Annotated in this window: 27 protein-coding genes and 1 pseudogene; 8 read left to right on the top strand and 20 right to left on the bottom strand. The window is 55.4% G+C overall.

Annotation, left to right across the window (positions count from 1 at the left end):
• Positions 1 to 29: 29 nt before the first annotated feature.
• Together AB6731_RS02025 and AB6731_RS02030 are read left to right on the top strand one after the other, a co-directional pair.
• Positions 30 to 1445, top strand: coding sequence for a DNA cytosine methyltransferase (locus tag AB6731_RS02025; RefSeq protein WP_047355482.1), 1416 nt, complete (start codon positions 30 to 32; stop codon positions 1443 to 1445).
• On the top strand, positions 1426 to 1917 hold the full coding sequence (locus tag AB6731_RS02030; protein ID WP_020883328.1) for a very short patch repair endonuclease: 492 nt from the start codon (positions 1426 to 1428) through the stop codon (positions 1915 to 1917). Before AB6731_RS02025 ends, AB6731_RS02030 begins: the two co-directional genes overlap by 20 nt.
• On the opposite strand, the gene yedA is transcribed toward AB6731_RS02030, so the two are convergent.
• Positions 1889 to 2803, bottom strand: a complete 915-nt coding sequence (yedA, locus tag AB6731_RS02035) for a drug/metabolite exporter YedA (RefSeq protein WP_020883329.1) — start codon at positions 2801 to 2803, stop codon at positions 1889 to 1891. The two genes, AB6731_RS02030 and yedA, sit on opposite strands and share 29 nt — an antisense overlap.
• A gap of 178 nt (positions 2804 to 2981) precedes the next feature.
• On the opposite strand from yedA, the gene AB6731_RS02040 reads away from it, so the two are divergent.
• The 3 genes from AB6731_RS02040 to dgcQ all read left to right on the top strand — a co-directional run bounded on the left by AB6731_RS02040 (position 2982) and on the right by dgcQ (position 5928).
• Positions 2982 to 3893: a DUF808 domain-containing protein gene (locus AB6731_RS02040; RefSeq protein ID WP_020883330.1), complete on the top strand. Its 912-nt coding sequence runs from the start codon at positions 2982 to 2984 to the stop codon at positions 3891 to 3893.
• Between the two features lie 78 nt (positions 3894 to 3971).
• Positions 3972 to 4154 carry a YodC family protein gene (locus AB6731_RS02045; protein ID WP_014170745.1) on the top strand — a complete coding sequence of 61 codons (183 nt, stop codon included), beginning with the start codon at positions 3972 to 3974 and terminating at the stop codon, positions 4152 to 4154.
• A gap of 73 nt (positions 4155 to 4227) precedes the next feature.
• Positions 4228 to 5928 carry a cellulose biosynthesis regulator diguanylate cyclase DgcQ gene (gene dgcQ / locus AB6731_RS02050; protein WP_025203799.1) on the top strand — a complete coding sequence of 567 codons (1701 nt, stop codon included), beginning with the start codon at positions 4228 to 4230 and terminating at the stop codon, positions 5926 to 5928.
• Here dgcQ and AB6731_RS02055 read toward each other — a convergent pair.
• Both AB6731_RS02055 and yodD read right to left on the bottom strand, forming a co-directional pair.
• Positions 5913 to 6713 (bottom strand): mannosyl-3-phosphoglycerate phosphatase-related protein, encoded by an 801-nt coding sequence (locus tag AB6731_RS02055; protein ID WP_371005835.1) that lies wholly within the window; start codon positions 6711 to 6713, stop codon positions 5913 to 5915. The genes dgcQ and AB6731_RS02055 overlap by 16 nt on opposite strands.
• Before the next feature lie 302 nt (positions 6714 to 7015).
• Entirely contained in the window at positions 7016 to 7243 is a 228-nt protein-coding gene (yodD, locus tag AB6731_RS02060) for a YodD family peroxide/acid resistance protein (protein ID WP_008500310.1), read from the bottom strand.
• 129 nt (positions 7244 to 7372) lie between these two features.
• Here yodD and dsrB point away from each other — a divergent pair, with 129 nt between their 5' ends.
• Positions 7373 to 7561: a protein DsrB gene (gene dsrB / locus AB6731_RS02065; protein WP_020883333.1), complete on the top strand. Its 189-nt coding sequence runs from the start codon at positions 7373 to 7375 to the stop codon at positions 7559 to 7561.
• Positions 7562 to 7665: 104 nt separating this feature from the next.
• On the opposite strand, the gene rcsA is transcribed toward dsrB, so the two are convergent.
• The 14 genes and pseudogenes from rcsA to fliF all read right to left on the bottom strand — a co-directional run bounded on the left by rcsA (position 7666) and on the right by fliF (position 19200).
• A complete protein-coding gene (gene rcsA / locus AB6731_RS02070; RefSeq protein WP_008500313.1) occupies positions 7666 to 8289 on the bottom strand; it encodes a transcriptional regulator RcsA in 624 nt (207 codons plus the stop codon).
• A 278-nt stretch (positions 8290 to 8567) separates the two neighbouring features.
• Positions 8568 to 9369, bottom strand: a pseudogene (gene fliR, locus AB6731_RS02075) (flagellar biosynthetic protein FliR).
• A gap of 7 nt (positions 9370 to 9376) precedes the next feature.
• Positions 9377 to 9646 carry a flagellar biosynthesis protein FliQ gene (fliQ, locus tag AB6731_RS02080; RefSeq protein WP_008500315.1) on the bottom strand — a complete coding sequence of 90 codons (270 nt, stop codon included), beginning with the start codon at positions 9644 to 9646 and terminating at the stop codon, positions 9377 to 9379.
• A gap of 9 nt (positions 9647 to 9655) precedes the next feature.
• A complete protein-coding gene (gene fliP, locus AB6731_RS02085) occupies positions 9656 to 10393 on the bottom strand; it encodes a flagellar type III secretion system pore protein FliP (protein ID WP_008500316.1) in 738 nt (245 codons plus the stop codon).
• Positions 10393 to 10767, bottom strand: coding sequence for a flagellar biosynthetic protein FliO (gene fliO / locus AB6731_RS02090; protein ID WP_219373159.1), 375 nt, complete (start codon positions 10765 to 10767; stop codon positions 10393 to 10395). Before fliO ends, fliP begins: the two co-directional genes overlap by 1 nt.
• 2 nt (positions 10768 to 10769) lie before the next feature.
• Positions 10770 to 11183 carry a flagellar motor switch protein FliN gene (gene fliN, locus AB6731_RS02095; RefSeq protein WP_014170738.1) on the bottom strand — a complete coding sequence of 138 codons (414 nt, stop codon included), beginning with the start codon at positions 11181 to 11183 and terminating at the stop codon, positions 10770 to 10772.
• Entirely contained in the window at positions 11180 to 12184 is a 1005-nt protein-coding gene (gene fliM / locus AB6731_RS02100; protein ID WP_014170737.1) for a flagellar motor switch protein FliM, read from the bottom strand. The genes fliN and fliM overlap by 4 nt, the downstream gene beginning before the upstream one ends.
• Before the next feature lie 4 nt (positions 12185 to 12188).
• Positions 12189 to 12659, bottom strand: coding sequence for a flagellar basal body-associated protein FliL (gene fliL / locus AB6731_RS02105; protein WP_020883336.1), 471 nt, complete (start codon positions 12657 to 12659; stop codon positions 12189 to 12191).
• Between the two features lie 106 nt (positions 12660 to 12765).
• Positions 12766 to 14010, bottom strand: a complete 1245-nt coding sequence (gene fliK / locus AB6731_RS02110) for a flagellar hook length control protein FliK (RefSeq protein WP_371005836.1) — start codon at positions 14008 to 14010, stop codon at positions 12766 to 12768.
• A complete protein-coding gene (gene fliJ / locus AB6731_RS02115) occupies positions 14007 to 14450 on the bottom strand; it encodes a flagellar export protein FliJ (protein ID WP_014170734.1) in 444 nt (147 codons plus the stop codon). The genes fliK and fliJ overlap by 4 nt, the downstream gene beginning before the upstream one ends.
• Positions 14451 to 14471: 21 nt before the next feature.
• Entirely contained in the window at positions 14472 to 15842 is a 1371-nt protein-coding gene (gene fliI / locus AB6731_RS02120) for a flagellar protein export ATPase FliI (protein WP_232946979.1), read from the bottom strand.
• Positions 15842 to 16549 (bottom strand): flagellar assembly protein FliH, encoded by a 708-nt coding sequence (gene fliH / locus AB6731_RS02125; RefSeq protein ID WP_371005837.1) that lies wholly within the window; start codon positions 16547 to 16549, stop codon positions 15842 to 15844. The genes fliI and fliH overlap by 1 nt, the downstream gene beginning before the upstream one ends.
• Positions 16542 to 17540, bottom strand: coding sequence for a flagellar motor switch protein FliG (gene fliG / locus AB6731_RS02130; RefSeq protein WP_014170730.1), 999 nt, complete (start codon positions 17538 to 17540; stop codon positions 16542 to 16544). The genes fliH and fliG overlap by 8 nt, the downstream gene beginning before the upstream one ends.
• Positions 17533 to 19200, bottom strand: a complete 1668-nt coding sequence (gene fliF / locus AB6731_RS02135) for a flagellar basal-body MS-ring/collar protein FliF (RefSeq protein WP_371005838.1) — start codon at positions 19198 to 19200, stop codon at positions 17533 to 17535. The genes fliG and fliF overlap by 8 nt, the downstream gene beginning before the upstream one ends.
• 228 nt (positions 19201 to 19428) lie before the next feature.
• On the opposite strand from fliF, the gene fliE reads away from it, so the two are divergent.
• On the top strand, positions 19429 to 19740 hold the full coding sequence (gene fliE, locus AB6731_RS02140; RefSeq protein ID WP_014170728.1) for a flagellar hook-basal body complex protein FliE: 312 nt from the start codon (positions 19429 to 19431) through the stop codon (positions 19738 to 19740).
• 74 nt (positions 19741 to 19814) lie between these two features.
• Positions 19815 to 20228 (top strand): lipoprotein YedD, encoded by a 414-nt coding sequence (gene yedD / locus AB6731_RS02145; protein ID WP_020883340.1) that lies wholly within the window; start codon positions 19815 to 19817, stop codon positions 20226 to 20228.
• Positions 20229 to 20292: 64 nt separating this feature from the next.
• Here yedD and amyA read toward each other — a convergent pair whose 3' ends face one another.
• From amyA to fliS, 3 genes are all read right to left on the bottom strand, one after another.
• Positions 20293 to 21780, bottom strand: coding sequence for an alpha-amylase (gene amyA / locus AB6731_RS02150; protein WP_020883341.1), 1488 nt, complete (start codon positions 21778 to 21780; stop codon positions 20293 to 20295).
• A gap of 64 nt (positions 21781 to 21844) precedes the next feature.
• Positions 21845 to 22207 (bottom strand): flagella biosynthesis regulatory protein FliT, encoded by a 363-nt coding sequence (fliT, locus tag AB6731_RS02155; RefSeq protein WP_014170725.1) that lies wholly within the window; start codon positions 22205 to 22207, stop codon positions 21845 to 21847.
• Between the two features lie 5 nt (positions 22208 to 22212).
• Entirely contained in the window at positions 22213 to 22617 is a 405-nt protein-coding gene (gene fliS, locus AB6731_RS02160) for a flagellar export chaperone FliS (RefSeq protein ID WP_014170724.1), read from the bottom strand.
• Positions 22618 to 22621: the final 4 nt, after the last annotated feature.

A 22621-nucleotide genomic window follows, 5' to 3' on the forward strand; every position in this document is an offset into this window, starting at 1 on the left:
CGGTTAAAAGAATGCAGGAAAATCGATCAGTGAGTGAGCCCGCGCCAGAGCAGGCTGAGAAATCAACGGCAACGGTGCAGGCTTTATTGCGCCAGCTGCTGGATATCTATGATGCTAAAACGCTGGCGAATCAGCTGGTGGCGCACGGTGAGAGCCACTGGAGCCCGGCAATCCTGAAGAGACTGCTGACCAGCGAGCGAGCAGGGCAGCGTCTGAGTGAGGGCGAGTTTCGTTACCTGCAAAACCTGCTTCCGCGTCCTTCAGCCGCGCACCCGAACTATGCCTTCCGTTTTATCGATCTGTTTGCCGGCATTGGCGGCATTCGACACGGGTTTGAGGCTATTGGCGGGCAGTGTGTGTTTACCAGCGAGTGGAATAAACATGCGGTCCGTACCTACAAAGCCAACTGGTACTGCGATCCCCATGAACACCGTTTCAACGCCGATATCCGTGATGTTACGCTGAGCCACAAAAGCGGCGTGAGTGATGAAGAGGCGGCTGAGCACATTCGCCAGTCAATTCCGGCCCATGATGTCCTGCTGGCAGGTTTCCCGTGCCAGCCTTTCTCGCTGGCCGGCGTGTCGAAAAAGAATGCCCTCGGACGCGCCCACGGTTTTGCCTGCGATACGCAAGGCACGCTGTTCTTTGATGTTGTCCGCATTATCGATGCCCGTCGTCCGGCGATTTTCGTGCTGGAGAACGTCAAGAATCTCAAGAGCCATGACGGCGGGAAGACCTTCCGCATTATCATGCAAACGCTCGATGAGCTGGGGTATGACGTAGCGGACGCTCAGCATATGGGCGCGGATGACCCGAAAATCATCGACGGTAAGCATTTCCTGCCGCAGCACCGCGAACGCATTGTGCTGGTTGGTTTTCGCCGCGACCTCAACCTGAAGGGGGATTTTACCCTGCGGGATATTCCCTCTTTATATCCTGCGCGTCGCCCAACCGTGGCCGACCTGCTGGAACCAGTCGTCGACGCGAAATTTATCCTCACCCCGGTGCTGTGGAAATACCTCTACCGCTATGCGAAAAAACACCAGGCCAAAGGCAACGGTTTTGGCTTCGGGATGGTTAATCCGAACGATCCGCACTGTGTGACGCGCACGTTGTCCGCTCGCTACTATAAAGATGGCGCAGAGATCCTGATCGACCGGGGCTGGGATAAAGCGCTGGGGGAGAAAGATTTTGACGATCCCGATAACCAGCGTCACCGTCCGCGCCGCTTAACGCCGCGTGAATGCGCTCGGCTGATGGGGTTTGAGACCCCGCAGGGTTATACCTTCCGCATTCCGGTGTCGGACACCCAGGCTTATCGGCAGTTTGGTAACTCGGTGGTCGTTCCCGCGTTTGCGGCGGTGGCAAAACTGCTGGCCTCCCGCATCAGACAGGCCGTGGCGTTACGTGAGAGTGAGGCCGTCAATGACGGATGTTCACAATAAGGCGACGCGCAGTAAAAACATGCGTGCCATCGGCACGCGTGATACCGCCATTGAAAAGCGGCTAGCCGGGCTGCTGACCGAGGCGGGGTTTGATTTCCGCGTGCAGGATGCCGCGCTTGCGGGCCGTCCGGATTTCGTTATCGATGCGTATCAATGCATCATCTTTACCCACGGCTGTTTCTGGCATCACCACGACTGCTACCTGTTTAAGGTTCCCGCGACGCGTACGGATTTCTGGCTGGAGAAGATTGGCAAGAACGTCGCGCGGGACAACCGTGACCTTAGCACGCTTCTCGCGCAGGGCTGGCGGGTGTTGATTGTCTGGGAGTGCGCGCTGCGCGGCAGATTAAGACGTACCGATGCCGACCTGACAGAACGGCTGGAAGAGTGGATCTGCGGCGGCGGGCAGGCCGCGCAGATCGACACCCAGGGTATTCACCCGCTTACGGTTTCTCCACCTCACACGGCGTAACAACCGGCTTCGCAGGAAGCAGATATTTCCCCAGCGTTACCAGCACAACGGCAAAGACAATCACGCCCAGCGCCAGCCATTCCACCGGAGATAACGTTTCGCCCGCAAAGCTGGTGCCCAGCAGTACGGCAACCACCGGGTTCACGTAAGCGTAGCTGGTCGCGATCGCCGGCGAGACATTGCGGATCAAGAACATATAGGCGTTAATGGCGATGACAGAGCCAAATAGAGCCAGGTAACCCACGGCCAGGAAGCCCGAAAGGTCCGGCATGGCTGTCAGTTTTTCGCCCGTCAGCGTTGAGGCAATCAGCAGCACAATTCCCGCCGCGAGCATCTCAATCGCGCCTGCCATCATGCCGGTCGGTAGCTCAATTCGTGAACCGTATACCGACCCAAATGCCCAGCTCATCGAGCCGATCAGGATAATCACTGCGCCCCACGGATTTCCGCTCAGGTTACCGCCGCTGTTGAGCAGGATGATCCCGGCAAGCCCGATCCCAATCCCTACCCATTCGAGCTTGCGGGTGCGGATGCCGAAAAGACGGCTAAAGCACAGGGTAAACAGCGGGACGGTCGCGACCACGACGGCGGCGATTCCGGACGGCACGTTCTGGTGCTCGGCGACCGTCACAAACCCATTCCCTATGGCCAGTAGCAGCAGGCCAATCAGAGCGGCATTGAGCATCGGGCGAAGCGGAGGCAGCTTATGGCCCCGTAACAGCAGGAAGGCCATCAGTAACACGCCCGCCGAGAGAAAGCGTACGCCCGCCATCATGAGCGGCGGCCAGCTCTCCACGCCGATACGAATGACAAAGTAGGTGGAACCCCAGATGATATACAGCGAAAAAAGTGCCCCAATGAGCGGTAGCAGTTGCCGGAAACGCATAATCCCTCGCGACAAAATGAAAAGGTCGCTGACAGTAAACGCCAAAACTATCGGCCTGGCGAGCCCTTTAATTGTGTAGTTGATGTGAATTTTTTGTTGACGCGAGGTGCCTGTTTCCGGGTTTACACTTTTGCTCCATACTATTCACTTAATTACCAAAAAAAGAAGGAATGAGATTTTGGCAGGAAGTAGCTTATTAACATTACTGGATGATATTGCCACCTTACTGGATGACATTTCGGTGATGGGAAAACTGGCGGCGAAGAAAACCGCCGGGGTTCTGGGAGACGATTTATCGCTCAACGCCCAGCAGGTGAGCGGCGTTCGGGCCAACCGTGAATTACCGGTGGTATGGGGCGTAGCGAAAGGCTCATTCCTGAATAAGGTGATCCTGGTGCCGCTTGCGCTGCTGATCAGCGCGTTTATCCCATGGGCGATCACGCCGTTGCTGATGATTGGCGGCGCATTTTTATGCTTCGAAGGCGCTGAGAAGATCCTGCACTCGTTCGCCGCACGTAAGAACAGCGACACGCCGGAAATGCGCCAGCAGCGTCTTGAGGCGCTGGCCGCGCAGGATCCTAAAACCTTCGAGCGTGATAAGGTGAAAGGTGCCATTCGTACCGACTTTATTCTGTCGGCGGAGATCGTGGCCATTACGTTAGGTATTGTCTCTGAAGCACCGCTTCTGAACCAGGTCCTGATCCTCTCAGGGATCGCCATTCTGGTCACGGTGGGGGTGTACGGGCTGGTGGGGCTTATCGTTAAGCTGGATGATATCGGCTACTGGCTGGAAGAAAAATCGAGCGCTATCGCCAAAGGTATCGGCAAAAGCCTGCTGGTGACCGCGCCCTGGCTGATGAAGAGCCTGTCAGTGGTTGGCACGCTGGCGATGTTCCTTGTCGGAGGCGGTATTGTGGTTCACGGTATCGCGCCGCTGCACCATGCTATTGAACATTTCGCCTCGGCGCAGGGCAGCATAGTGGCGGCGATTCTGCCCACGCTGCTTAATCTTGTGCTGGGCTTTATCATTGGCATTATCGTGGTTGGGGCCGTAAAACTGGTCGAAAAAATCCGCGGAACGTCGCACTAATTGTTACCTGTTGCGGGGTGCAAAAAGATCATTCCTCGTCTAAATTGAAAACGTTTCACCCTGATACAGGAGGCAGGTATGGTCTTTTTGGTCAGTGATGAAGTTAAGCCTAAGAAGGGCGGCCCACGTATGATTGTCACCGGGTATTCCAGCGGTATGGTGGAATGCCGGTGGCACGACGGTTATAGCATCAAGCGGGAAGCGTTCCGTGAAGATGAGCTTCAACCGGGAGACGGGCAGCGCAAGCGAGACAAGGCTTAATGACATAACGCCCGGCTTTGCCGGGCGTTTTTACCTTCCGTATCCGGCGTCGGGCAGTAATCAGGGAGTGTGTGTGCAGCGCGAGACCTTTGTTGTAAGACGCTCTTTTCTGCAATGGCTGCATATGCGTAGCAATCCGGGGTTGATTGTTAATCTCTGTTTTCTCATCGTACTGATATTTTCCACGCTCCTGACCTGGCGAGAGGTGGTGGTACTGGAAGATGCGTATATCTCCAGCCAGCGTAATCATCTGGAAACGGTAGCCACTTCGCTGGACCGGCAGTTACAGTACAGCGTGGATAAAATGCTGTTTTTCCGCAAAAGCATGCGTGATGCCATCCAGACGCCGCTGGCCTTTGATGTCCTGTATGAAGCGATTTCACGCTTTAACGCCTTTCGCACACGCCCCAGCTGGCAGCTCGCCGTTGATAAAAAACGCACTCTCCCCATTAACGGCGTGTCGGATGCGTTCGTCGAAAAAACCACGCTGTTGAATCGTGATCCTGAGCGTATCAGCAATGAAATTTCTGCCGCCCTCGAAGTGGGGTATTTACTCCGACTGGCGTCCTCGGTGGGGCAAAGTGAAGAGCGGGTTATCTATGCGTCACGCGCCGGGTTTTACCTTGCGACGGACACGCCTGAACAGACGAGTGATATTAGCCAGCGCTATTACTATCTGGTTACCCAGCCGTGGTTTACCCAGCAGTCTGAACGTAACAATCGCGCTCGCGCGGTGCGCTGGTTTATCTCCAGCCCGTCGCCCTGGACCGGTGGTGAACGGATGATCACGGCCAGCGTGCCGATCTATTTTGACCATTACTGGTATGGCGTTGTGGCGATGGATTTCTCATTGAAGACCATGAAACATCTGCTGGAAGAGGCAACGCAAGAGCGTACAGAGGGGGAATATCAGCTGTACGACACCCGGCTGAATATGATTGCCACGTCAGAAGAGGCCGGTAGCCTGGTGAACCGGTTTGACGAACGCGAAACGGCGCAGATAGCACACGCAATCGAGAACGATACCGGCGGGGGGATCCGCCTCGGAAGCCGCTTTATCAGCTGGGAGAGGCTCGATCACTTCGATGGTGTGATTTTACGCGTTCATACCCTGCATGAAGGCGTGAAGGGGGACTTCGGCAGTATCAGTATCGTGCTGGCGCTGCTCTGGGCACTCTTCACCGCCATGCTTCTTATCTCGTGGCTGGTTATCCGTCGGATGGTCAGCAATATGTACACGCTTCAGCACTCTTTGCAGTGGCAGGCCTGGCACGATCCGCTCACCCGCCTGAATAACCGTGGTGCCCTGTTTGAGCGTGCCAAAATGCTGTCGGAAAAATGTCGGCAGCAGTCGCTGCCGTTCTCGGTGATTCAAATCGATCTCGACCATTTTAAAAGCATTAACGATCGCTTTGGCCATCAGGCCGGGGACAAAGTGCTTTCCCATGCCGCGGGCCTGATTGGCAGCGCACTGCGCAAGAATGATGTTGCCGGACGCGTGGGCGGGGAAGAGTTCTGCGTGGTACTGCCCGGCAGCGGGCTTGAAGAGGCGAGGGGGATTGCGGAACGCATTCGCTCACGCATCAACAGTAAAGAGATCCTAGTGAAAAAGAGTACCACCGTGCGTATCAGTGCCTCACTGGGGGTAAGTAGCGCCCAGGAAAAGGACAATTACGATTTCGAACAGCTGCAGTCAGTGGCGGATGCCCGGTTGTATCAGGCCAAGCAGTGCGGGCGCAACCGGGTGTTCTGGCACGATCAGGATAAGAAGTGATCCAGCCCCTCCTGCCAGCCCGCGGGTCCGGGCTGTTGCGTGTGGTACACCCGGGCGGGGTTATCGTCACGTAACGTGATGCCCTGCCGGTTAATGCCCTTAATCACCACGGCGTAGTCCACGCTGTCCAGCAGCGGGGCATCATTTGGACCATCGCCGAGCCCCAGGGTGACCGGTACGATGCCTTCCCGCGCACGGTACTGCTCAATCAGCCAGTCAACCGCAACGTCTTTACCGCAGCGAGCATCCAGAACATGCCAGAAGCGGGCTCCCTGCAGGCATTTCAGGCCACACTGCGCCAGCGCCTCGTCAAATTGCGCCATTTTTTCATCGCTGTCGCGCCAGATGAGCGTAACGGAGGCTTCGTGTCGGCGCGCGAGGGTCGAACGATAGCGCGTCAGCCCCGTCCACTCGCTGATAACCCGTTCGTAGACGTCATCAAAGGTGGTGAATTTAAAGCCCCGCTGCTGGCGAATCTGGTCGATCAGCGGGCGAATGTCGCGGTGCGTCATCCCCCTGATGTGGCGTTGACCTGTCTCCCAGCGCACGTCGGGCTGAATCACCGCGCCATTCTCAGCTATGAATGGTAACCCCTCCAGACCCAGATCCTGCTGGATATCCAGCATTTCTGCCGCGGTCTTGCTGCTGCAGAGAATAACCGGCACCTGGTTATCCTGGAGGGTGTCCAGCCAGGGCATGGCCGGTTGCCACTCGTACGTATGAATATCGAGCAACGAGCCGTCGAGATCGGAAAAGATCAGCAGGCTATCCTGCAGTGAAGGCATAACGACTCCTGATAACTGACAAACTGCCACCTAAGAATATTCCTAAAAAAATTCCTAATGCTTAAGTGAGGCAAAAGGGTATCTCTCCTGCCAAACCCGCATTCGGCGCATGTTGTCCCTCATAACTAAATTTATTATGTACCAAATATTATATTCGCCATGAGAATATATGCTTGTCATACAAAATGGTTGAGGATAGTGTTTTGTGTACATCAGATTTCCTGGTGTAACGAATTTTCAAGTGCTTCTTGCATAAGCAAGTTTTGATCCCGGTCATCCCCATGACCGGGATTTTTTTCGTCCTAACGATTTGCTTCAGACACGCTAAAATCATGGATATCAAGCTCGAAGGCCTCCGCCAGTTCACGGTAGGTGTGATAATCCCTTCCGTTCACAATGACCCTGTCTGAATTGTCGTCTGAACGACGGACTTCTGACTCACTGATCTCATTGATGGCGGCCAGCAGGGCATCGACATCCACCTCAACCTCACGTTTGATGGTGTCGCTGTACTCTTTGTCGGTCTTCATTACGGGGTACCTCATTTTGCCGTCTCCAACCGTAAGTATAGACTGCGCACAAAAACGCCATTCACACCGGGCAGCGATGCCAGTTAAGGCGTTTTGTTCTACACTGGCTCAAAACCAGAGGAGGAACGTATGAAGGTCAACGATCGGGTAACCGTTAAAACGGACGGTGGACCGCGCCGCCCGGGTGTGGTCCTGGCAATTGAAGAGTTTAGTGAAGGCACGATGTACCTGGTATCACTTGAAGACTACCCGCTCGGCATCTGGTTTTTTAACGAACTGGGACACCCGGATGGCATCTTTGTAGAGAAGGCGCAATAGCATGGCGTCGGGTGGCGACTGGCGCGCCCGACACTGTCCACAGAAGCAAAAATCTCTGGCCAGGCCAGAGATCAAAGGTAGGGTGCAAAGGGTTTTTTTAGCGACTAACGCATGTTGACGAAAATCCCGTTCGTCACATTATCGGTGAGGCGTACCACGTGATAGATCACTTGCTTATTATGCGTTTTAATTTTCCTTTTAATATTTCCTTTATGTGACGAAACGGTTTTGGCTTTAATATTCATCTGGTCTGAGATCTGAATAGTCCCTTGCCCTGCCATCCACATTCGCAGCATGCTTGATTCAGTCCTGCTTAATGATAGGGTGGGTAAGTTAACCGCTCCTACATTTTTAACTTCTTTATTCAAATAATCACCCAGAATGTCATCCAGCGACTCTGGTTTAATCGATTTAGAACTGATCAATAAATTTTTACGAACCAACAAATACTCATCGAAATGGATATTCGCGATCGCCATAAAAACAATAAACAGGGTTTTTGGATGCTGATTAATGATTTGCTTAATGTGCTGACTGTTGGCTGGATCGTGAATGAAACAGTCCTCATTAATAAACACCACGCCTGGTTTAAGTTCGTCACAAGCGGCTGCGAGTTCGTCAACGGTGTGTGCATCGTTGATGTCTCTCTTTCTTACCCCTCTGCTTGCCAGGTACCCGGTTAACCCTAGCCGGGTGTAGCTGCATAAATCCATAATGATCGTTGACATGGCATACCCTCACTCAATGCGTAACGATAATTCACCATCTGCCTGAGAGCTCATAACAGCCATACGGGATGGAAAAAATTAATAAACCTGTGAGCATGACAAAGACTTTCAGGCGGACTCACTATCCCGTAAAGTTACGTATAATTTGCCAGGAATCTTCTTAAAGTAAAGTAAATATTAAGTATTGTGAGGTGGTTAGAAACAATTAAACCGCGTCAGATATATCCTGGAAGATGTTTTTCACGTTTTATTTTAGGAATATCCTCAGAAAGACAATATCAACTGTGAGGGCTATTATTTACGCGGTAGCTCACTGACAATATCTGCTAACAGATTGAATATCTCGCCGAATAAGTGCTCACAGAAGGGGGCGATAAGGGGCATCAGTAATGACATTAATAAAATACCGACCGTCAGCGTCAGCGGAAAACCAATGACGAACACTGAGAGCTGCGGTGCCATTCGGTTGAGTAAGCCTAAGGCGAGGTTCACGGTCAGCAGCAGGGTGATGATCGGCAGCGCCAGCATCAGGCCGTTCAGGAAAACAAGCCCGGCCGCACGCGTAAGCGCCAGAAACGCGTTGCTGTTCACCGGGTTTTCCCCAATCGGCAACGTATGGAAGGTATCCACCAGCATGGAGATGAGCCACAGATGGCCGTTGAACGACAGGAACAGCAGCATGGCGAGCAGATCGATAATGCGCGCCAGCACCGGCATGTTGAGGTGGCTACCGGGATCCACAAACGTGGCGAATGATAAACCCATTTGCAGGCCAATCAGTTCGCCGGCGGTCCGCACGGCCGCGAAGGCAAGCTGCATGGTAAAGCCTACGGCCACGCCAATCATCACCTGTTGCAGTGCAACCCACACCGCTTTCGCCGAGAAGATCGGAATATCCACGGGCGGGAGAGAAGGGGCGACGATAATGGTGATGATGATGCCCAGCCCCACTTTGACGCGCTTGGGTATCGTTTTCTCACTGAGAATGGGGGCCGTTGTAATCAGCGCCAGGATACGCAGCATCGGCCAGAAATAGACGCCAAGCCATTGAACCCACTGGTCACTGGTGAAGTGCAGCATCGTCGGGTCAGCCGATGATGTACGGCAGATTGGTAAACAGGTTGCGCATATAGTCCAGCAACAGGTTCAGCATCCACGGCCCGGCAACGATAATCGCCACGAACACGGCGATGATTTTTGGGATAAATGACAGCGTCATTTCGTTAATCTGCGTGGCGGCCTGCAGGATACTGATAATCAGACCGGTCACCAGCGCGACAAGCAGTAACGGCGCGGCAACGGCTATCGCGATTTTCATCGCTTCCGTGCCCATCATCATGACCGATTCTGGCGTCATTACGGCTCCTTAACTGTAGAAACTCTGCGCCAGCGAACTGACCAGCAGTTGCCAGCCATCGACCAGGACAAAGAGCATGATCTTAAAGGGCAGGGCAATGGTGGCCGGGGGCACCATCATCATCCCGAGCGCCATCAGAACGCTGGCGATCACCAGATCGATAATCAGGAACGGAATAAAGATGGTAAAGCCAATCTGAAAGGCCGTTTTCAGCTCACTGGTGACATACGCAGGCAGCAGAATACGCATCGGAACGGCTTCCGGTCCCTGAAGCTCGCCGGTATTGGACAGGCGGGCAAAGAGTGCCAGGTCCGCTTCCCGGGTCTGGCGGAGCATGAACTCCCGCAGCGGCTGAGCCCCTTTATCGAGCGCCTCCTGCATGGAGATTTTATCTTCGCTAAACGGCTGGTATGCGTCGGTATAAATCTTGTCGATAACCGGCGACATAATGAAAAAGGTTAAAAACAGCGCCAGACCCAGCAGTACCTGGTTAGGCGGCGCGGACGGGGTGCCCAGCGCATTGCGCAGCAGACCAAAGACGATGATGATTCGGGTGAAACTGGTCATCATCAGCAGGATCGCCGGAATAAACGTCAGCGAGGTGATGAAAACCAGCGTCTGCACTGGCAGCGACCAGCTTTGCCCGCCGCCTGCAAGAGGGGTTGAGACCAGACCGGGCAGTTGCGCGTAAACCGCAGGGGCAAACAGGCCGACGCCCGCAAGCGTAAGGGATAACAAACGGCGCATCAGGATCTCCCGGAACGCTTAAGCAAACTCTTCATGACGGACTGAAAATCCGCAGGGACTTCTGCGCGCTCGTCACCCGTTGCCGGGGCTGGCGGCAGTTTATGCAAGACGTTGATGCTGGAGGTAGTCACGCCCAGCACCAGCCGTGCATCTTCCACATCGACAACGACCACGCGCTCGCGTGGCCCCAGTGTCGTGCTGGCGCTGACCTTCAGACCGCGGGTGCCGGCGGTTTTACCCGCCAGGCCGAAGCGCTTCGCCAGCCATGCGGCGATAAGAATAAAGGCAATAATACCGAGCAACGCGCCACTCACCTGGAGCAGCGGAGAGCCGGGAACGGCAGAGGGCTGTGATATTGTTGCCTGGGTTTTCATGCTTAACGGCTCAGACGACGCATACGTTCAGATGGCGTAATAATGTCGGTGATGCGCACGCCGTATTTATCGGCAACCACCACGACTTCACCCTGGGCAATGAGATAACCGTTGATCAGAATATCCAGCGGTTCGCCAGCGAGACCGTCAAGGGCCACCACGGAACCCTGCGTCAGACGCAGCAGCTCTTTAATGGTCATGCGGGTGCGGCCCAGTTCCACGGTCAGCTTAACCGGGATATCCATAATCAGATCAATATCCTGCAGCGTACCGCTGACATCGCCGCCGCCGAGCTGCTGGAACACAGCATCCGCTGCACTTTTGGCCGGAGTCGTTTTTTGCTCGTTTAACGCGTCAGCCCACAGATCGTCCAGTGCTCCGCTGTTTTCATCGGACGGATTGTTCATGTCACTCATTTGGGCTGTTCCTCATTCAGCGAATTCAATATCGGGTTGATCAAGTGCTCAACGCGTAACGCATACTGACCGTTAATTGTGCCGTACTGACTTGTCAGCACGGGGACACCATCCACATGGGCAATAATGCGGTCGGGTTTTTCTATCGGCAAAACATCGCCGGGTTGTAATTTCAGGATCTGGGATAAGCGCAGCGGGATATCCGCGAAGCTCGCCACCAGCTCAAGCTGAGAATGCTGAACCTGACGCACCAGGTTTTCACGCCAGTTCTGATCTTCGTTGCGTGAGTTCTCCAGCGGCGGGTTGACCAGCAGTTCACGCAGCGGTTCGATCATGCTGAACGGCAGGCAGATGTTGAACTCACCGGTCAGGTTACCGATCTCCACATGGAACGGGGTATTAACAACGATATCGTTCGGGGAGGTGGTGATATTGGTAAATTTCACCTGCATCTCAGAACGTACGTACTCCACTTCCAGTGGGTTAATCGCTTTCCACGCGTCGCTGTAAGATTCCAGCGCCAGCTTCAGCATGCGGTTGATGACGCGCTGCTCGGTGTGGGTAAATTCACGCCCTTCCACTTTGGTCGGAAAACGCCCGTCGCCACCAAACAGGTTATCCACCGCAATGAACACCAGGCTTGGCGAAAACACCACCAGACCTGTGCCGCGCAGCGGTTTCAGGTGGATCAGGTTAAGGTTCGTTGGCACCGGCAGGTTGCGGGCAAACTCATGATACGGCTGGATGCGGATCGCACCGACCGTGATATCCGGGCTACGACGCAGCAGGTTAAACAGCCCCATACGGAACTGACGTGCAAAGCGTTCGTTAATGATCTCCAGCGCCTGTAGACGTTCACGTACTACGCGGCGCTGGGTATTGGGATCATAAGGACGAATATCGCTATCGCCGCCAATACCCGGTTGCGGATCATCGTTCTTATCGCTGTCGCCGTTAAGAAGCGCGTCGATTTCTGCCTGAGAAAGAATACTGTCGCCCATGTCGTTACCGCAGTATGAAGGCTGTATACAGAACGTCAGTGACTTCCTGCTTGGGTTGACCGTTTACCAGCGGGGTCGCCAGCGTCTGTTTAATGGCGTCGACCAGCTTTTGCTTACCGTCATCGGTAGCAAGCGTTGAGGCGTCCTGACGAGAGAACAGCAGCAGCAGACGGCTACGCACTTCAGGAAGATAATCATTCAGGCGCGCACGCGTGGCTTCATCTTTCAGGCGTAACGTAATACCCACATACAGCACACGATCCGCATCACCCAGATTCACGGTGAAGGTATCCAGTGGGAAGAATACCGGTGCCGGCGGAGGAGGCGGTTCGGCTTTGGCCGCAGCGGTAGAAGGTTCCTGCTGCATACGCCAGTAACTATAGCCCGCGGTAGCGCAGGCGGCGAGCGTGATTAACACCAGCAGCGGGATCCAGATGGAACGCTTGCTTTTTTTGGTGATCGCGGAGTCAGTCATCTGATACGAGCTTCCTGTTTCGGTACAGCTTAATAAGGTGATTATCCCGTGTCCTGCTGTCGTCAAAGCGTGGAAAAGACGGGGATAATCACGCTACCTCTGGCGTTTAGGCAAAGATGTCTACGGCACTGTTGCCACGCGCCGCGGATTGCAGGGCGGCAGGGGCAGGCAGTAACTCATCGCTCTCCTCATTAAAACCGCCGGTATTACCGGAACGTGAAGCCTGTTGCTGTTGTTGAGAGGAGGACTGCTGCTGTCCGGCAAAGCTCTCGCTGCTGACACTGCTTTGCGCGAGCTGAATGCCACTCTCAGCAAGCGACGTGCGCAGGACCGGCAGTGCAGCTTCCAGGGCCGCACGTACGTGGCTGTGCGCCGACACCATTTGCAGCTGTGCCTGGTTATCATCCAGTTTCAGGGTAATCTGGACCTGGCCCAGATCTTCCGGGTGCAGACGCAACTCTGCGGTCTGCTGGCCCTGTTTCGTGAACAACGTAATGTGCTGACTCAGGGATTGCTGCCACTCCTGGGTTCCCAACGGCTGGCTCAATACCGGTGCCGTGGCAACGGTTGCGGCAGCGTGGCTGGTGACGTTGCTGGAAATGACGGGCGCAAGCGTTGCGGTCGGGGCTGTTGAAGAGGGTGAACTGGCGAGATCCTGCTTCTCAGCGGCGGCGGCCACGATCGGGGTCGCCGGTGCGTTGACCGGTTGAGACGGATCGGCGTTTTGCGCCTGCGCCTGCGCCTGATAAGTCGACGCTTGTTGCGCTTTTTCATGGCCCGCCAGCAGGGTGCTCATGGACTGTTGACCTGCACCATTTTGCGAAAGCGCGGCAGCGTTCAGCGTTGATTTCGCCGTCAGGCCATTGCCTGTCGCGCCAGAGGCCACCGGCGTTGCCGTCTGCTGGTGGGGCAGCATCGCCATCAGCGCGCTCAACCCTGCCAGCTCTTCTTCGCTCAGCTCGCTTTTGCTGTCATCCTGCGTTTTCACCGCGCTCAGGGTCTTCAGGGCATCACCTTTTGAAACCGGCACCAGCCCGGAAACGAGGGTTTCCAGCGGGGTGGCTGCTGTCGGTTCATCGCCTGTCAGGGCTGGCTGACGCGAGAGCAAGTTGGCTATTTTGGCCTGCAGGGTGTTCTCTCCCCCGGCTTCCTGAGCAACTTTTGACAGCTTACTGCCGGCTGCTTTCAGGTCAGCCAGCGTCAGCGGCGCATCGTTGCCCTGGCCTGTTGCGTCAGTCAGGGAGCCTGCCAGCAGAGAAAGAAAGTCTTGTGCACCGTCGGTGCCTTTCCCTGTTTGCATGCCGCCCGACAGGTCGCTGTCGGTCATCAGCAGTTGTTGCAATGTGATCATTCCGGTTTCCTCATTGATGCGCGCTGGGCAAACTCATCCATTTTCTTCTGATCCAGACGGTTTTCCGCCAGGGTCGTTGCCGCGATCTGTCGGTCCTGTAAGGTCTGCCAGGCCTGCAGTCGCTGCTTTTTCTCGCGCCAGAAATTCAGCGCGGTGTCGACTTTCTGGGTCCACTGGTTAAGCTGCTGGCGATGCTGTTCAATCGCCTTTTCCAGCGTCTGAATAAACTGCTGATAGTTAATCCAGCGCTGGCTTCCAATGCCTTGTGTCATATCGGTATTGAGGTTGGTGCGATATTCATGCTGATAGTCGATTAACATCTTCAACTGCTCTTCAGCCTGCTGGCACCCGCGTCGCATTGCGCCAAGCTGCAATGCGGCATCATCAACTTCTTTCTCAGCCAGATCTTTCAGCGTTGATAACGCGCTGTTTTGCGCCATGACCTTCGCCCTCCACCTGTGTTACACCTGCGGGAAAATCAGATCCAGTGCCTGGAGTGAGTCTTCCCAGTCGGCGCGTTCAAAAATACCTTGTTGCAGAAACGCCTCCAGCTGCGGCCACAGGCTAATCGCTTTGTCGAGCATCGGGTCGCTGCCTTTGGCATACGCCCCCACGCTCACCAGATCGCGGTTGCGCTGGAAGCTGGAGAGGAGTTGTTTGAAGTTACGCACGCGGGCGTAGTGCTTCTCTGTGATCAATGCCGTCATTGCACGGCTGATTGATGCTTCGATATCAATTGCCGGGTAGTGACCGGCTTCGGCCAGACGGCGCGATAACACAATATGACCGTCGAGGATCGCTCGCGCGGAGTCGGCAATCGGGTCCTGCTGGTCATCGCCTTCGGTCAGAACCGTATAAAAAGCGGTGATTGAGCCGCCGCCGCTGATGCCGTTTCCTGCACGTTCGACCAGCGCCGGGAGCTTGGCAAAGACCGAAGGCGGATAACCTTTGGTCGCCGGAGGTTCTCCGATGGCGAGAGCGATTTCACGCTGCGCCATCGCATAGCGGGTCAGTGAGTCCATAATGAGCAGCACGTGCTGGCCGCGGTCACGGAAATCTTCCGCGATACGGGTGGCATACGCAGCACCCTGCATACGCAGTAACGGTGAGACATCCGCCGGTGCGGCGATGACCACCGAGCGGGCACGGCCTTCTGCACCGAGAATGTTTTCAATAAAGTCTTTTACTTCGCGACCACGTTCACCGATCAGACCCACGACGATGACATCGGCCTGGGTGTAACGTGCCATCATGCCAAGCAGGACGGATTTACCCACCCCTGAGCCGGCAAACAGGCCCATACGCTGCCCGCGGCCTACGGTCAGCAGGGCGTTAATCGGGCGCACGCCGGTGTCGAGGACATGTTCGATGGCGGTACGCTGAAGGGGGTTAAACGGCTGGGTGATCAGCGCGCCGGTTTCGGTGGTGTCCGGCGAGGGCAGACCGTCCAGCGGTTTACCGCTTCCGTCCAGTACGCGGCCAAGCAGGGCAGGGCCAAGCGGGAGCTGTTTCCCGCTTTGCAGTCCATCGCCGCTGATGTTTTTCGCATACACGCGCGCCCCGGGCAGGATGCCTTCAACTTCTTCAAGGGGCATCAGGAACAGGCGCTGGCCATTAAAGCCGACGACTTCGCTCTCAACTTCACGCGTCTCTAGTCCATCCTGACGCTCAATCACGCAGGTGGCTCCCAGCGGAAGCTGCAGGCCAGTGGCTTCCAGCACCAGGCCGGTGGCACGCGTGAGTCGTCCGTAACGGCGAACGGACGGCAGCTGCGTCATCTTCGCTTCAAAATTATCGAGCGTGTTGAGCCAGCGGGTGAGGCGTGCAGTCATCAGACGACTCCCGGTGCTGCCAGACGGCACAGTTCCTGCCAGCGGGTCGCAACGCTGGCATCCAGGTCACCTTCATCAGCAGAGACTTTGCAGCCTCCTTGATGCAACGACGGGTCGCCGCGCAGACGCCAGCCGTGCAGGCTCAGCGTCGCGCCCAGACTCTCTTCCACGCGCTGGAGGTCGTCCGGATGCACGCGCAGCTGCGGTTTCCCACTGAACAGCGGCTCCTGCTGAAGCAGGCCCTGAATTTGTTTAATCAGCGCGGTGTTGTCCACCGCCGGCGCGTGGCCGATCACCTGACGGGCGGCTTCCAGCGCCATCTGCATCAGCCTTGAGGCAATGACGCTGTCCAGCGCATCCAGCGTGTGCTGAAACTCGCTGACCAGCTGCTGCATACGGGCGTGAAGTGGAGCCTGTTGCTGGCGCGCCTGTTCAATGCCGTGTTCTAACCCTTTGGCCAGACCTTCCTGATACCCCTGATCGTGGCCTTTCTGACGTCCTTCGTTCAGGCCAGCCGTGTAGCCCTGCTCATGGGCCTGCATCTGCAACTGGGCCAGCATCTGCGCGCGCTGCTCTTCTTCGCTCAGCTCAGGCTGCTCGACGTCCGGGTCGCCCTCTTCGGGCGACAGCACGGCGGGTGTGAACTCTGACAGGGGAGGCGCCAGATCGTCGGGCGTCCAGCGCTTCCACGGCAGTTCATTAGACATAGGTGTCGTCTCCGCTGCCAATCACCATCTCGCCGGTTTCCGCCAGACGACGAACGATAAGCAGGATGGCTTTCTGTTCGTTTTCCACCTGAGACAGACGGACCGGGCCACGGTTGGCAAGGTCGTCGCGCAGGATATCTGCCGCACGCTGAGACATGTTGCGCAGGAACTTCTCGCGCAGCGGCTGCTCGGCACCTTTGAGGGCGATAAGCAGCGACTCGGAGTCCACTTCCTGGAGCAGGCGCTGGATGCTGCGATCGTCCACTTCGACCAGGTTTTCGAACAGGAACATCTCGTCGATAATTTTCTGTGCCAGCTCGCCGTCGAATTCGCGGACGGCGGTAATGACCGCCTCTTCCTGCTGCGTTTTCATCAGGTTGATGATCTCTGCCGCCGTTCTCACGCCGCCCATTTTGCTGCGCTTGAGGTTTTGGCCATCGAGCAGGTTGTTCAGCACTTCGGTCAGCTCCGCCAGCGCGGCTGGCTGGACACCACCGAAGGTCGCGATACGCAGCATCACATCGTGACGCAGGCGCTCTTCGAACAACGCCAGAATATCGGCCGCCTGGCCACGTTTGAGGTGGACAAGAATGGTGGCGATAATCTGCGGGTGCTCGTCGCGGATAAGGTCGGCGGCACTCTGCGGCTCCATAAAGTTGAGCGTCTCGATACCGCTGGCGGTATCGCGCGTTTCCAGAATGTCTTCCAGCAGGCTGGCAGCACGCTCTTCGCCCAGCGCCTTGACCAGCACGGAGCGCAGATAGTCGTTGGCGTTGACGTTGAGCGCGGCAAACTGTTCAGCTTCCTGCTCAAATTCAGACAGCACTTCCGTCAGCTGTTTGTTAGAGATCTGGCGTACGTTTGCCATTGCCGCACTGAGAATCTGTACTTCGCGCTGCGAGAGGTGTTTGAACACCTCGGCCGCACGGTCTTCGCCAATGGTCATCAGCAGGATGACGCTTTTATCGGTGCCTGAAAGCGTGTTACTCATGTTCGTTACCCATCCACTGGCGGATGACCAGCGCCACGACGCGCGGATCGTTATCTGACATTTCGCGAATGCGCTGGCTCATGACCTCGGCGCCCATACGCTGGTTAGCACGGCGTTGCTGCATCTGTTCGTCTTTGCTGAGGCGAACTTCAACCGCATCTTCCACTTCCTGACGGGTACTGACCTGTTCGCGCGCCGCTTTTTCAGCTTCAGCACGACGCTGGAGCTGAGGACGAATGCCCTTACGCCACAGCAGCCACGCGACAATCAGAACCAGCAGCCAGCGACCTGCGGACAGCAGCTGATCGATAAACGCCTGCTGTTGCCAGAACGGCAGTTCGCCACCTGACTCTTCAACCGAGTTGAACGGTGAGTTCACCACGTTGAGCGTGTCGCCGCGCTTCTCGGAGTAACCCATCGCTTCACGGGTCAGGTCTTCAATCTGTTTCATCTGCTCGGCGGTCAACGGCAACGGTTTGCCATCCGCCAGCGTCTTGTAGTTCACCACCACCGCAACCGACAGACGCTGTACATCGCCCACGTTCAGTTTGGTGTGGCGGATAGTACGGTCCACTTCGTAGTTGGTGGTTTCGTTACGACTGCTGGTACGCGGACCGGCGGTGCTGGCTGTTGATGTGGTCTGCTGACCGTTCTGCTGATTAGCCGGTGGCGTTGAGATTGGTGCCGCGTTAGCCGGTGCTGGCTGGTTAGACAATGCGCCTGGCACACCGCCTGGGTATGCGCCGCCAACCTGTTCGTTTTCATTGACCTGACGAGAGCGCATTACCGCCTGAGCCGGGTTGCCATTCGGGCTGTATTGCTCTTCGGTCTGTTCTTTATTAGAGAAGTCAATCTGCGCGGTAACCTGCGCATGCACGTTGCTGTTACCCACGACCGGGCCAAGGATGGCTTCGATGCGACGCTGCACGCGACTTTCCACATCCGCGGCATATTTCAGCTGCGCGTCATTCAGATCGCGGCCTGCGGTATTGGACTGGGTCAGCAGATGACCACTTTGATCAACCAGCGTCACGTTACCTGGCGGGAGACCGGCAACGGCGCTGGAGACCAGATGGGTCACCGCGCTGATTTGTCCTTCATCCATTGCACGGCCAGGCTGGAGGTTAACGGTGACGGAGGCCGACGGGGATTTCTGCTCGCGGACAAACAGGGAGGGTTTAGGCATGGCCAGGTGCACACGGGCACTCTTCACCGGACCCAATGTTTCAATCGTACGGGCCAGCTCACCTTCCAGCGCACGCTGGTAGTTCACCTGCTCGCTGAACTGGCTGATACCGAATTTTTCCTGATCCAGCAGTTCAAAACCTACCGCACCGCCTTTTGGCAGTCCCTGTTGCGCCAGGCGCAGACGAAGTTCGTGCACCTTATCAGCCGGTACCTCCAGCGCACCGCCGTTATCCGCAAAGCGATAAGGGATGTTCATCTGGGTAAGCTGGGTGACGATAGCACCGCCATCCTGATCGGAAAGGTTACTGTAAAGCGTGCGGTAATCAGGGCTTTTCGCCCACAAGACCATCGCTACAAGGATCGCAATTGCGGCAGCGCCTGCCACGATCAACGGGATTTTAGGATTCGCGCGAAGGCGGTTCATCCACTCGAGTGATTTATTTTGTGGCGCTGTCGATGCTGTTGCACTCATTGCGCACCTCTTAAATCCTGGTGGTTTACGTTATTCGTGTAGAGAAACAAAACTGACTCCCGGGTCGGCAAACACGACAAAAGTTCCATATTGATGGCCCTGCCATTATTTGATGATTCAGGATTTTCTATGCGTCAAATAACCTGGTTTTTTCACGCTATTTACCGCCATTATCTTATTGACAAGCTGTTAGTCTTGACCCCGTAAAAAACCATTCAGGGGAGAGTCATGGCTATACAGGGTATTGAAGGGGTGATCAGTCAGTTGCAGGCAACGGCGATGACGGCCCGTAATCAGAATGTGGCAGAACAACCGAGCATCAGTTTTGCAGGACAACTGCACGCCGCGCTTGACCGTATCAGCGATACCCAGACCGCCGCACGTACTCAGGCGGAGAAGTTCACCCTCGGCGAGCCGGGCGTGGCACTGAATGATGTGATGACCGATTTGCAAAAAGCCTCGGTTTCCCTGCAGATGGGGATTCAGGTGCGTAATAAGCTTGTGTCTGCTTATCAGGAAGTGATGGGGATGCAGGTTTAAGCCCCGTCGATCTTCGCTGGCAGCCTAAGCGCTTTAATGCCACAATATTTTTTTCTTCGAATGCAGGAAAGATGATGAAAAAAATAGCAATTGCTGGCGCGCTGCTGGCACTGACCGGGTGCGTTCAGGTGGATAACTATCAGGAAGTGATCAAACACCCCGTCCCGGCGCATCTGGCAGGGTACTGGCAGTCAAAAGGGCCGCAGAGCAAAATGGTGAGCCCAGAGGCGATTGCCACGCTGGTGGTGACGGAGGAGGGCGATACGCTGGACTGCCGTCAGTGGCAGCGCGTGATCGCTGTACCGGGTAAAATCATGCTGCGTTCAGACAGTTATTATAACGTCACCCGCAAGCTGGATATTTATCCGCTGGAGCGCGATGGCTCTGTTCTTGAGTATGATGGTATGGAGCTACAGAAGGTCGATCGCCCGACGGTAGAGTGCGCAGATTATCTGAGCAAAAATCCGCTTGAGAGTAAACTTCCGTAGTGCATGTTGCCGGGTGGCAGCTTCGCCTGACCCGGCATTCAATTCACGTCAGATGCTTTTACAACTACAACGCATCCTCAATCACCCACACACTGACGCTTCCACCTTTGCAGGTAAAGGTGCCTTCGCCATCCGCTGCGGTGGTGACCGTTTCTTCGCGATTGCCGAGAAAATCACGCCACGTTTTGTTGCCGTAGTTTTCACCCAGACAAATCACTTTCTCGCCGTCATCGCCATTCGACATCACCACCACACAGCCAGGATCGTCTTCGGTGCCGCTGCGGCTGAAGGCGATACAGTTTGGGTGATCGAAGAACAGCGTCTGCACGCCGTGGGCAAAACGCTGGCGGGCGAGGATCAGCTCGTGAAGCTGCTCGATGACCGGCATATCAATATGGTAGGTTTCGCCGTCACCGCCCGTATCGTCATAGCTGGCACCGAATAAATCCGGATAAAAGACGCTGGGCACTCCGTTTTCACGCAGCAGGATCAGGGCATAGGCCAGCGGTTTAAACCACGCTTCGACCGGCGCTTCCAGCGCCTGTAAAGGCTGAGTGTCATGGTTGGCAACCAGAGTTACCGCATGGAACGGATCGGCTTCGACCAGGGTGCCGGTAAAGATTTGGCTCATGTCGTATTCCCGACCCTGGCGCGATGCTTCGTGGAATTTCATCTGCAGGGGGGCATCGAACAGCATCGTCTTGCCATCGACCTGGTCAATATAGGCCTGCAGTTTATCCACTTCGTGGGACCAGTATTCCGCCACGATAAACAACGGTTGCGTTGCAACTTCCTGAACGTGTTCAATCCACTCCTTATAAAACCAGGCGGGAATGTGTTTGACGGCGTCCAGACGAAAACCGTCACAGCCAGTTTGTTCCATGACCCAGCGGGCCCAGTATTTGATCTCCTCGGTGACGGCATGGTTGCGAAAATCAATGTTTTCGCCCATCAGGTAATCAAAGTTACCCATCTCATCATCAACCTGGTCGTTCCAGCCTTCACCGGTGTAGTCGTTGACGATTTTAAAAATGCCGTCTTCATCGGGGTTTTCAATATGGTCGACGCCGCTGAAGCATTTGTAATCCCAGATAAACTGCGAATATTGCCCGGCACGGGCAGGGAAGGTGTAGCGTGTCCAGGCTTCACACTCAATGATCTCATCGTCGATCTGCGTGCGATCCTGTTCGTTGACGCGCTGAACGCGGACGGGTTCTTTCTCGTCTGCGCCCATTTTGTGGTTAACCACCACGTCAAGGAGGACGGCGATCTCATTACTTTTGAGTGCGTCGATGGCCTCCAGCAGCTGAGCTTTGTCACCGTACTTGGTGGCGACGCTGCCTTTCTGGTCAAACTCACCGAGGTCGAAGAGATCGTAAGTGTCGTATCCGACCGAGTACCCGCCGGATGCGCCTTTACAGGCTGGCGGCAACCAGATCATATTGATGCCGATTTCGTTAAGATTGGGGGCTAACGCCGTGACCTCTCGCCACAATTCACCGCCCGCAGGGTAATACCAGTGAAAACATTGTAACAGGGTGGGGTTTTTCATCGTCCGTGCTCCAGAAGCCGTTTGGCAGACTTCTGGAGTATGGATCAAGAATCGCTAATGTGAATTAATGATTCATCTCTCCGGGAAATAATATGTTGCCTGACAACTTCCCGTAGGTAACGTTAACGTTTTTTTGCTTGTTGGTTTGGGCAATAAGACCGCTCAACTCACTCATTCTTTCCTGCAACAAATCCTTGAGGAGGAGCTCATTCTGCAGCACCTGATTCAGTATCACCATCGCCTGATCCTGGATGTGTTTGCTGTCGGGCGGAAAAGGAGTCGTGCTGATCTCTTCAACCAGCGAAACGTATGCAACCTCCTGTTCGATGAGCTCATCCCATTTCCCGGATTGAGCAAGGCTCAGCATTGTATTGCTAAGCGCATAAAGAGCATGCCACTTTTTAAGGGATAAGCTGGAGTCGTTCATTAAAGTTAATCCTGCTTGGGAGTATAACCCGGGCCGATTTGCTTCCAGGCGTCGGAAATATTGAGCAGCAGAGCCTCGACTTCGGTAATCGCCTCGATGTCATTGCGCAGATTGGCATGTAACAAACGGCGTACCATATAGTCGTAAAGGGCAGAAAGGTTGCGGGGGAGTTCTCCTCCCACATCCATATTTAACCCAGCCTTAAGGCCATTTTCGATAATATTAATGGCCTTAGACAGGGCCTCTCCTTTTGCCGGGATGTCCCCCTGCTCAAGGAAAAGGCGCGCCCGGATAAGCGCGCTATGGATACCGTCGAACAACATGACAACCAACTGGTGCGGGCTGGCACTCAAGACAGCAGATTCAAGACCTACCTGCTGATAGGCTTGTACACCAGATTTGCTATACATATCG

The sequence above is a fragment of the Enterobacter sp. RCC_40 genome, from assembly GCF_041360735.1.
GTDB lineage: Bacteria > Pseudomonadota > Gammaproteobacteria > Enterobacterales > Enterobacteriaceae > Enterobacter > Enterobacter ludwigii.

Bases quoted from the DNA above. Each gene is read 5' to 3' on its own strand.
- AB6731_RS02030 (WP_020883328.1), top strand. From the start codon at position 1,426: ATGACGGATGTTCACAATAAGGCGACGCGCAGTAAAAACATGCGTGCC.
- yedA (WP_020883329.1), bottom strand. From the start codon at position 2,803: ATGCGTTTCCGGCAACTGCTACCGCTCATTGGGGCACTTTTTTCGCTG.
- AB6731_RS02045 (WP_014170745.1), top strand. From the start codon at position 3,972: ATGGTCTTTTTGGTCAGTGATGAAGTTAAGCCTAAGAAGGGCGGCCCA.
- AB6731_RS02055 (WP_371005835.1), bottom strand. From the start codon at position 6,713: ATGCCTTCACTGCAGGATAGCCTGCTGATCTTTTCCGATCTCGACGGC.
- yodD (WP_008500310.1), bottom strand. From the start codon at position 7,243: ATGAAGACCGACAAAGAGTACAGCGACACCATCAAACGTGAGGTTGAG.
- dsrB (WP_020883333.1), top strand. From the start codon at position 7,373: ATGAAGGTCAACGATCGGGTAACCGTTAAAACGGACGGTGGACCGCGC.
- rcsA (WP_008500313.1), bottom strand. From the start codon at position 8,289: ATGTCAACGATCATTATGGATTTATGCAGCTACACCCGGCTAGGGTTA.
- fliQ (WP_008500315.1), bottom strand. From the start codon at position 9,646: ATGACGCCAGAATCGGTCATGATGATGGGCACGGAAGCGATGAAAATC.
- fliP (WP_008500316.1), bottom strand. From the start codon at position 10,393: ATGCGCCGTTTGTTATCCCTTACGCTTGCGGGCGTCGGCCTGTTTGCC.
- fliO (WP_219373159.1), bottom strand. From the start codon at position 10,767: ATGAAAACCCAGGCAACAATATCACAGCCCTCTGCCGTTCCCGGCTCT.
- fliN (WP_014170738.1), bottom strand. From the start codon at position 11,183: ATGAGTGACATGAACAATCCGTCCGATGAAAACAGCGGAGCACTGGAC.
- fliM (WP_014170737.1), bottom strand. From the start codon at position 12,184: ATGGGCGACAGTATTCTTTCTCAGGCAGAAATCGACGCGCTTCTTAAC.
- fliL (WP_020883336.1), bottom strand. From the start codon at position 12,659: ATGACTGACTCCGCGATCACCAAAAAAAGCAAGCGTTCCATCTGGATC.
- fliK (WP_371005836.1), bottom strand. From the start codon at position 14,010: ATGATCACATTGCAACAACTGCTGATGACCGACAGCGACCTGTCGGGC.
- fliJ (WP_014170734.1), bottom strand. From the start codon at position 14,450: ATGGCGCAAAACAGCGCGTTATCAACGCTGAAAGATCTGGCTGAGAAA.
- fliI (WP_232946979.1), bottom strand. From the start codon at position 15,842: ATGACTGCACGCCTCACCCGCTGGCTCAACACGCTCGATAATTTTGAA.
- fliH (WP_371005837.1), bottom strand. From the start codon at position 16,549: ATGTCTAATGAACTGCCGTGGAAGCGCTGGACGCCCGACGATCTGGCG.
- fliG (WP_014170730.1), bottom strand. From the start codon at position 17,540: ATGAGTAACACGCTTTCAGGCACCGATAAAAGCGTCATCCTGCTGATG.
- fliF (WP_371005838.1), bottom strand. From the start codon at position 19,200: ATGAGTGCAACAGCATCGACAGCGCCACAAAATAAATCACTCGAGTGG.
- fliE (WP_014170728.1), top strand. From the start codon at position 19,429: ATGGCTATACAGGGTATTGAAGGGGTGATCAGTCAGTTGCAGGCAACG.
- yedD (WP_020883340.1), top strand. From the start codon at position 19,815: ATGAAAAAAATAGCAATTGCTGGCGCGCTGCTGGCACTGACCGGGTGC.
- amyA (WP_020883341.1), bottom strand. From the start codon at position 21,780: ATGAAAAACCCCACCCTGTTACAATGTTTTCACTGGTATTACCCTGCG.
- fliT (WP_014170725.1), bottom strand. From the start codon at position 22,207: ATGAACGACTCCAGCTTATCCCTTAAAAAGTGGCATGCTCTTTATGCG.
- fliS (WP_014170724.1), bottom strand. From the start codon at position 22,617: ATGTATAGCAAATCTGGTGTACAAGCCTATCAGCAGGTAGGTCTTGAA.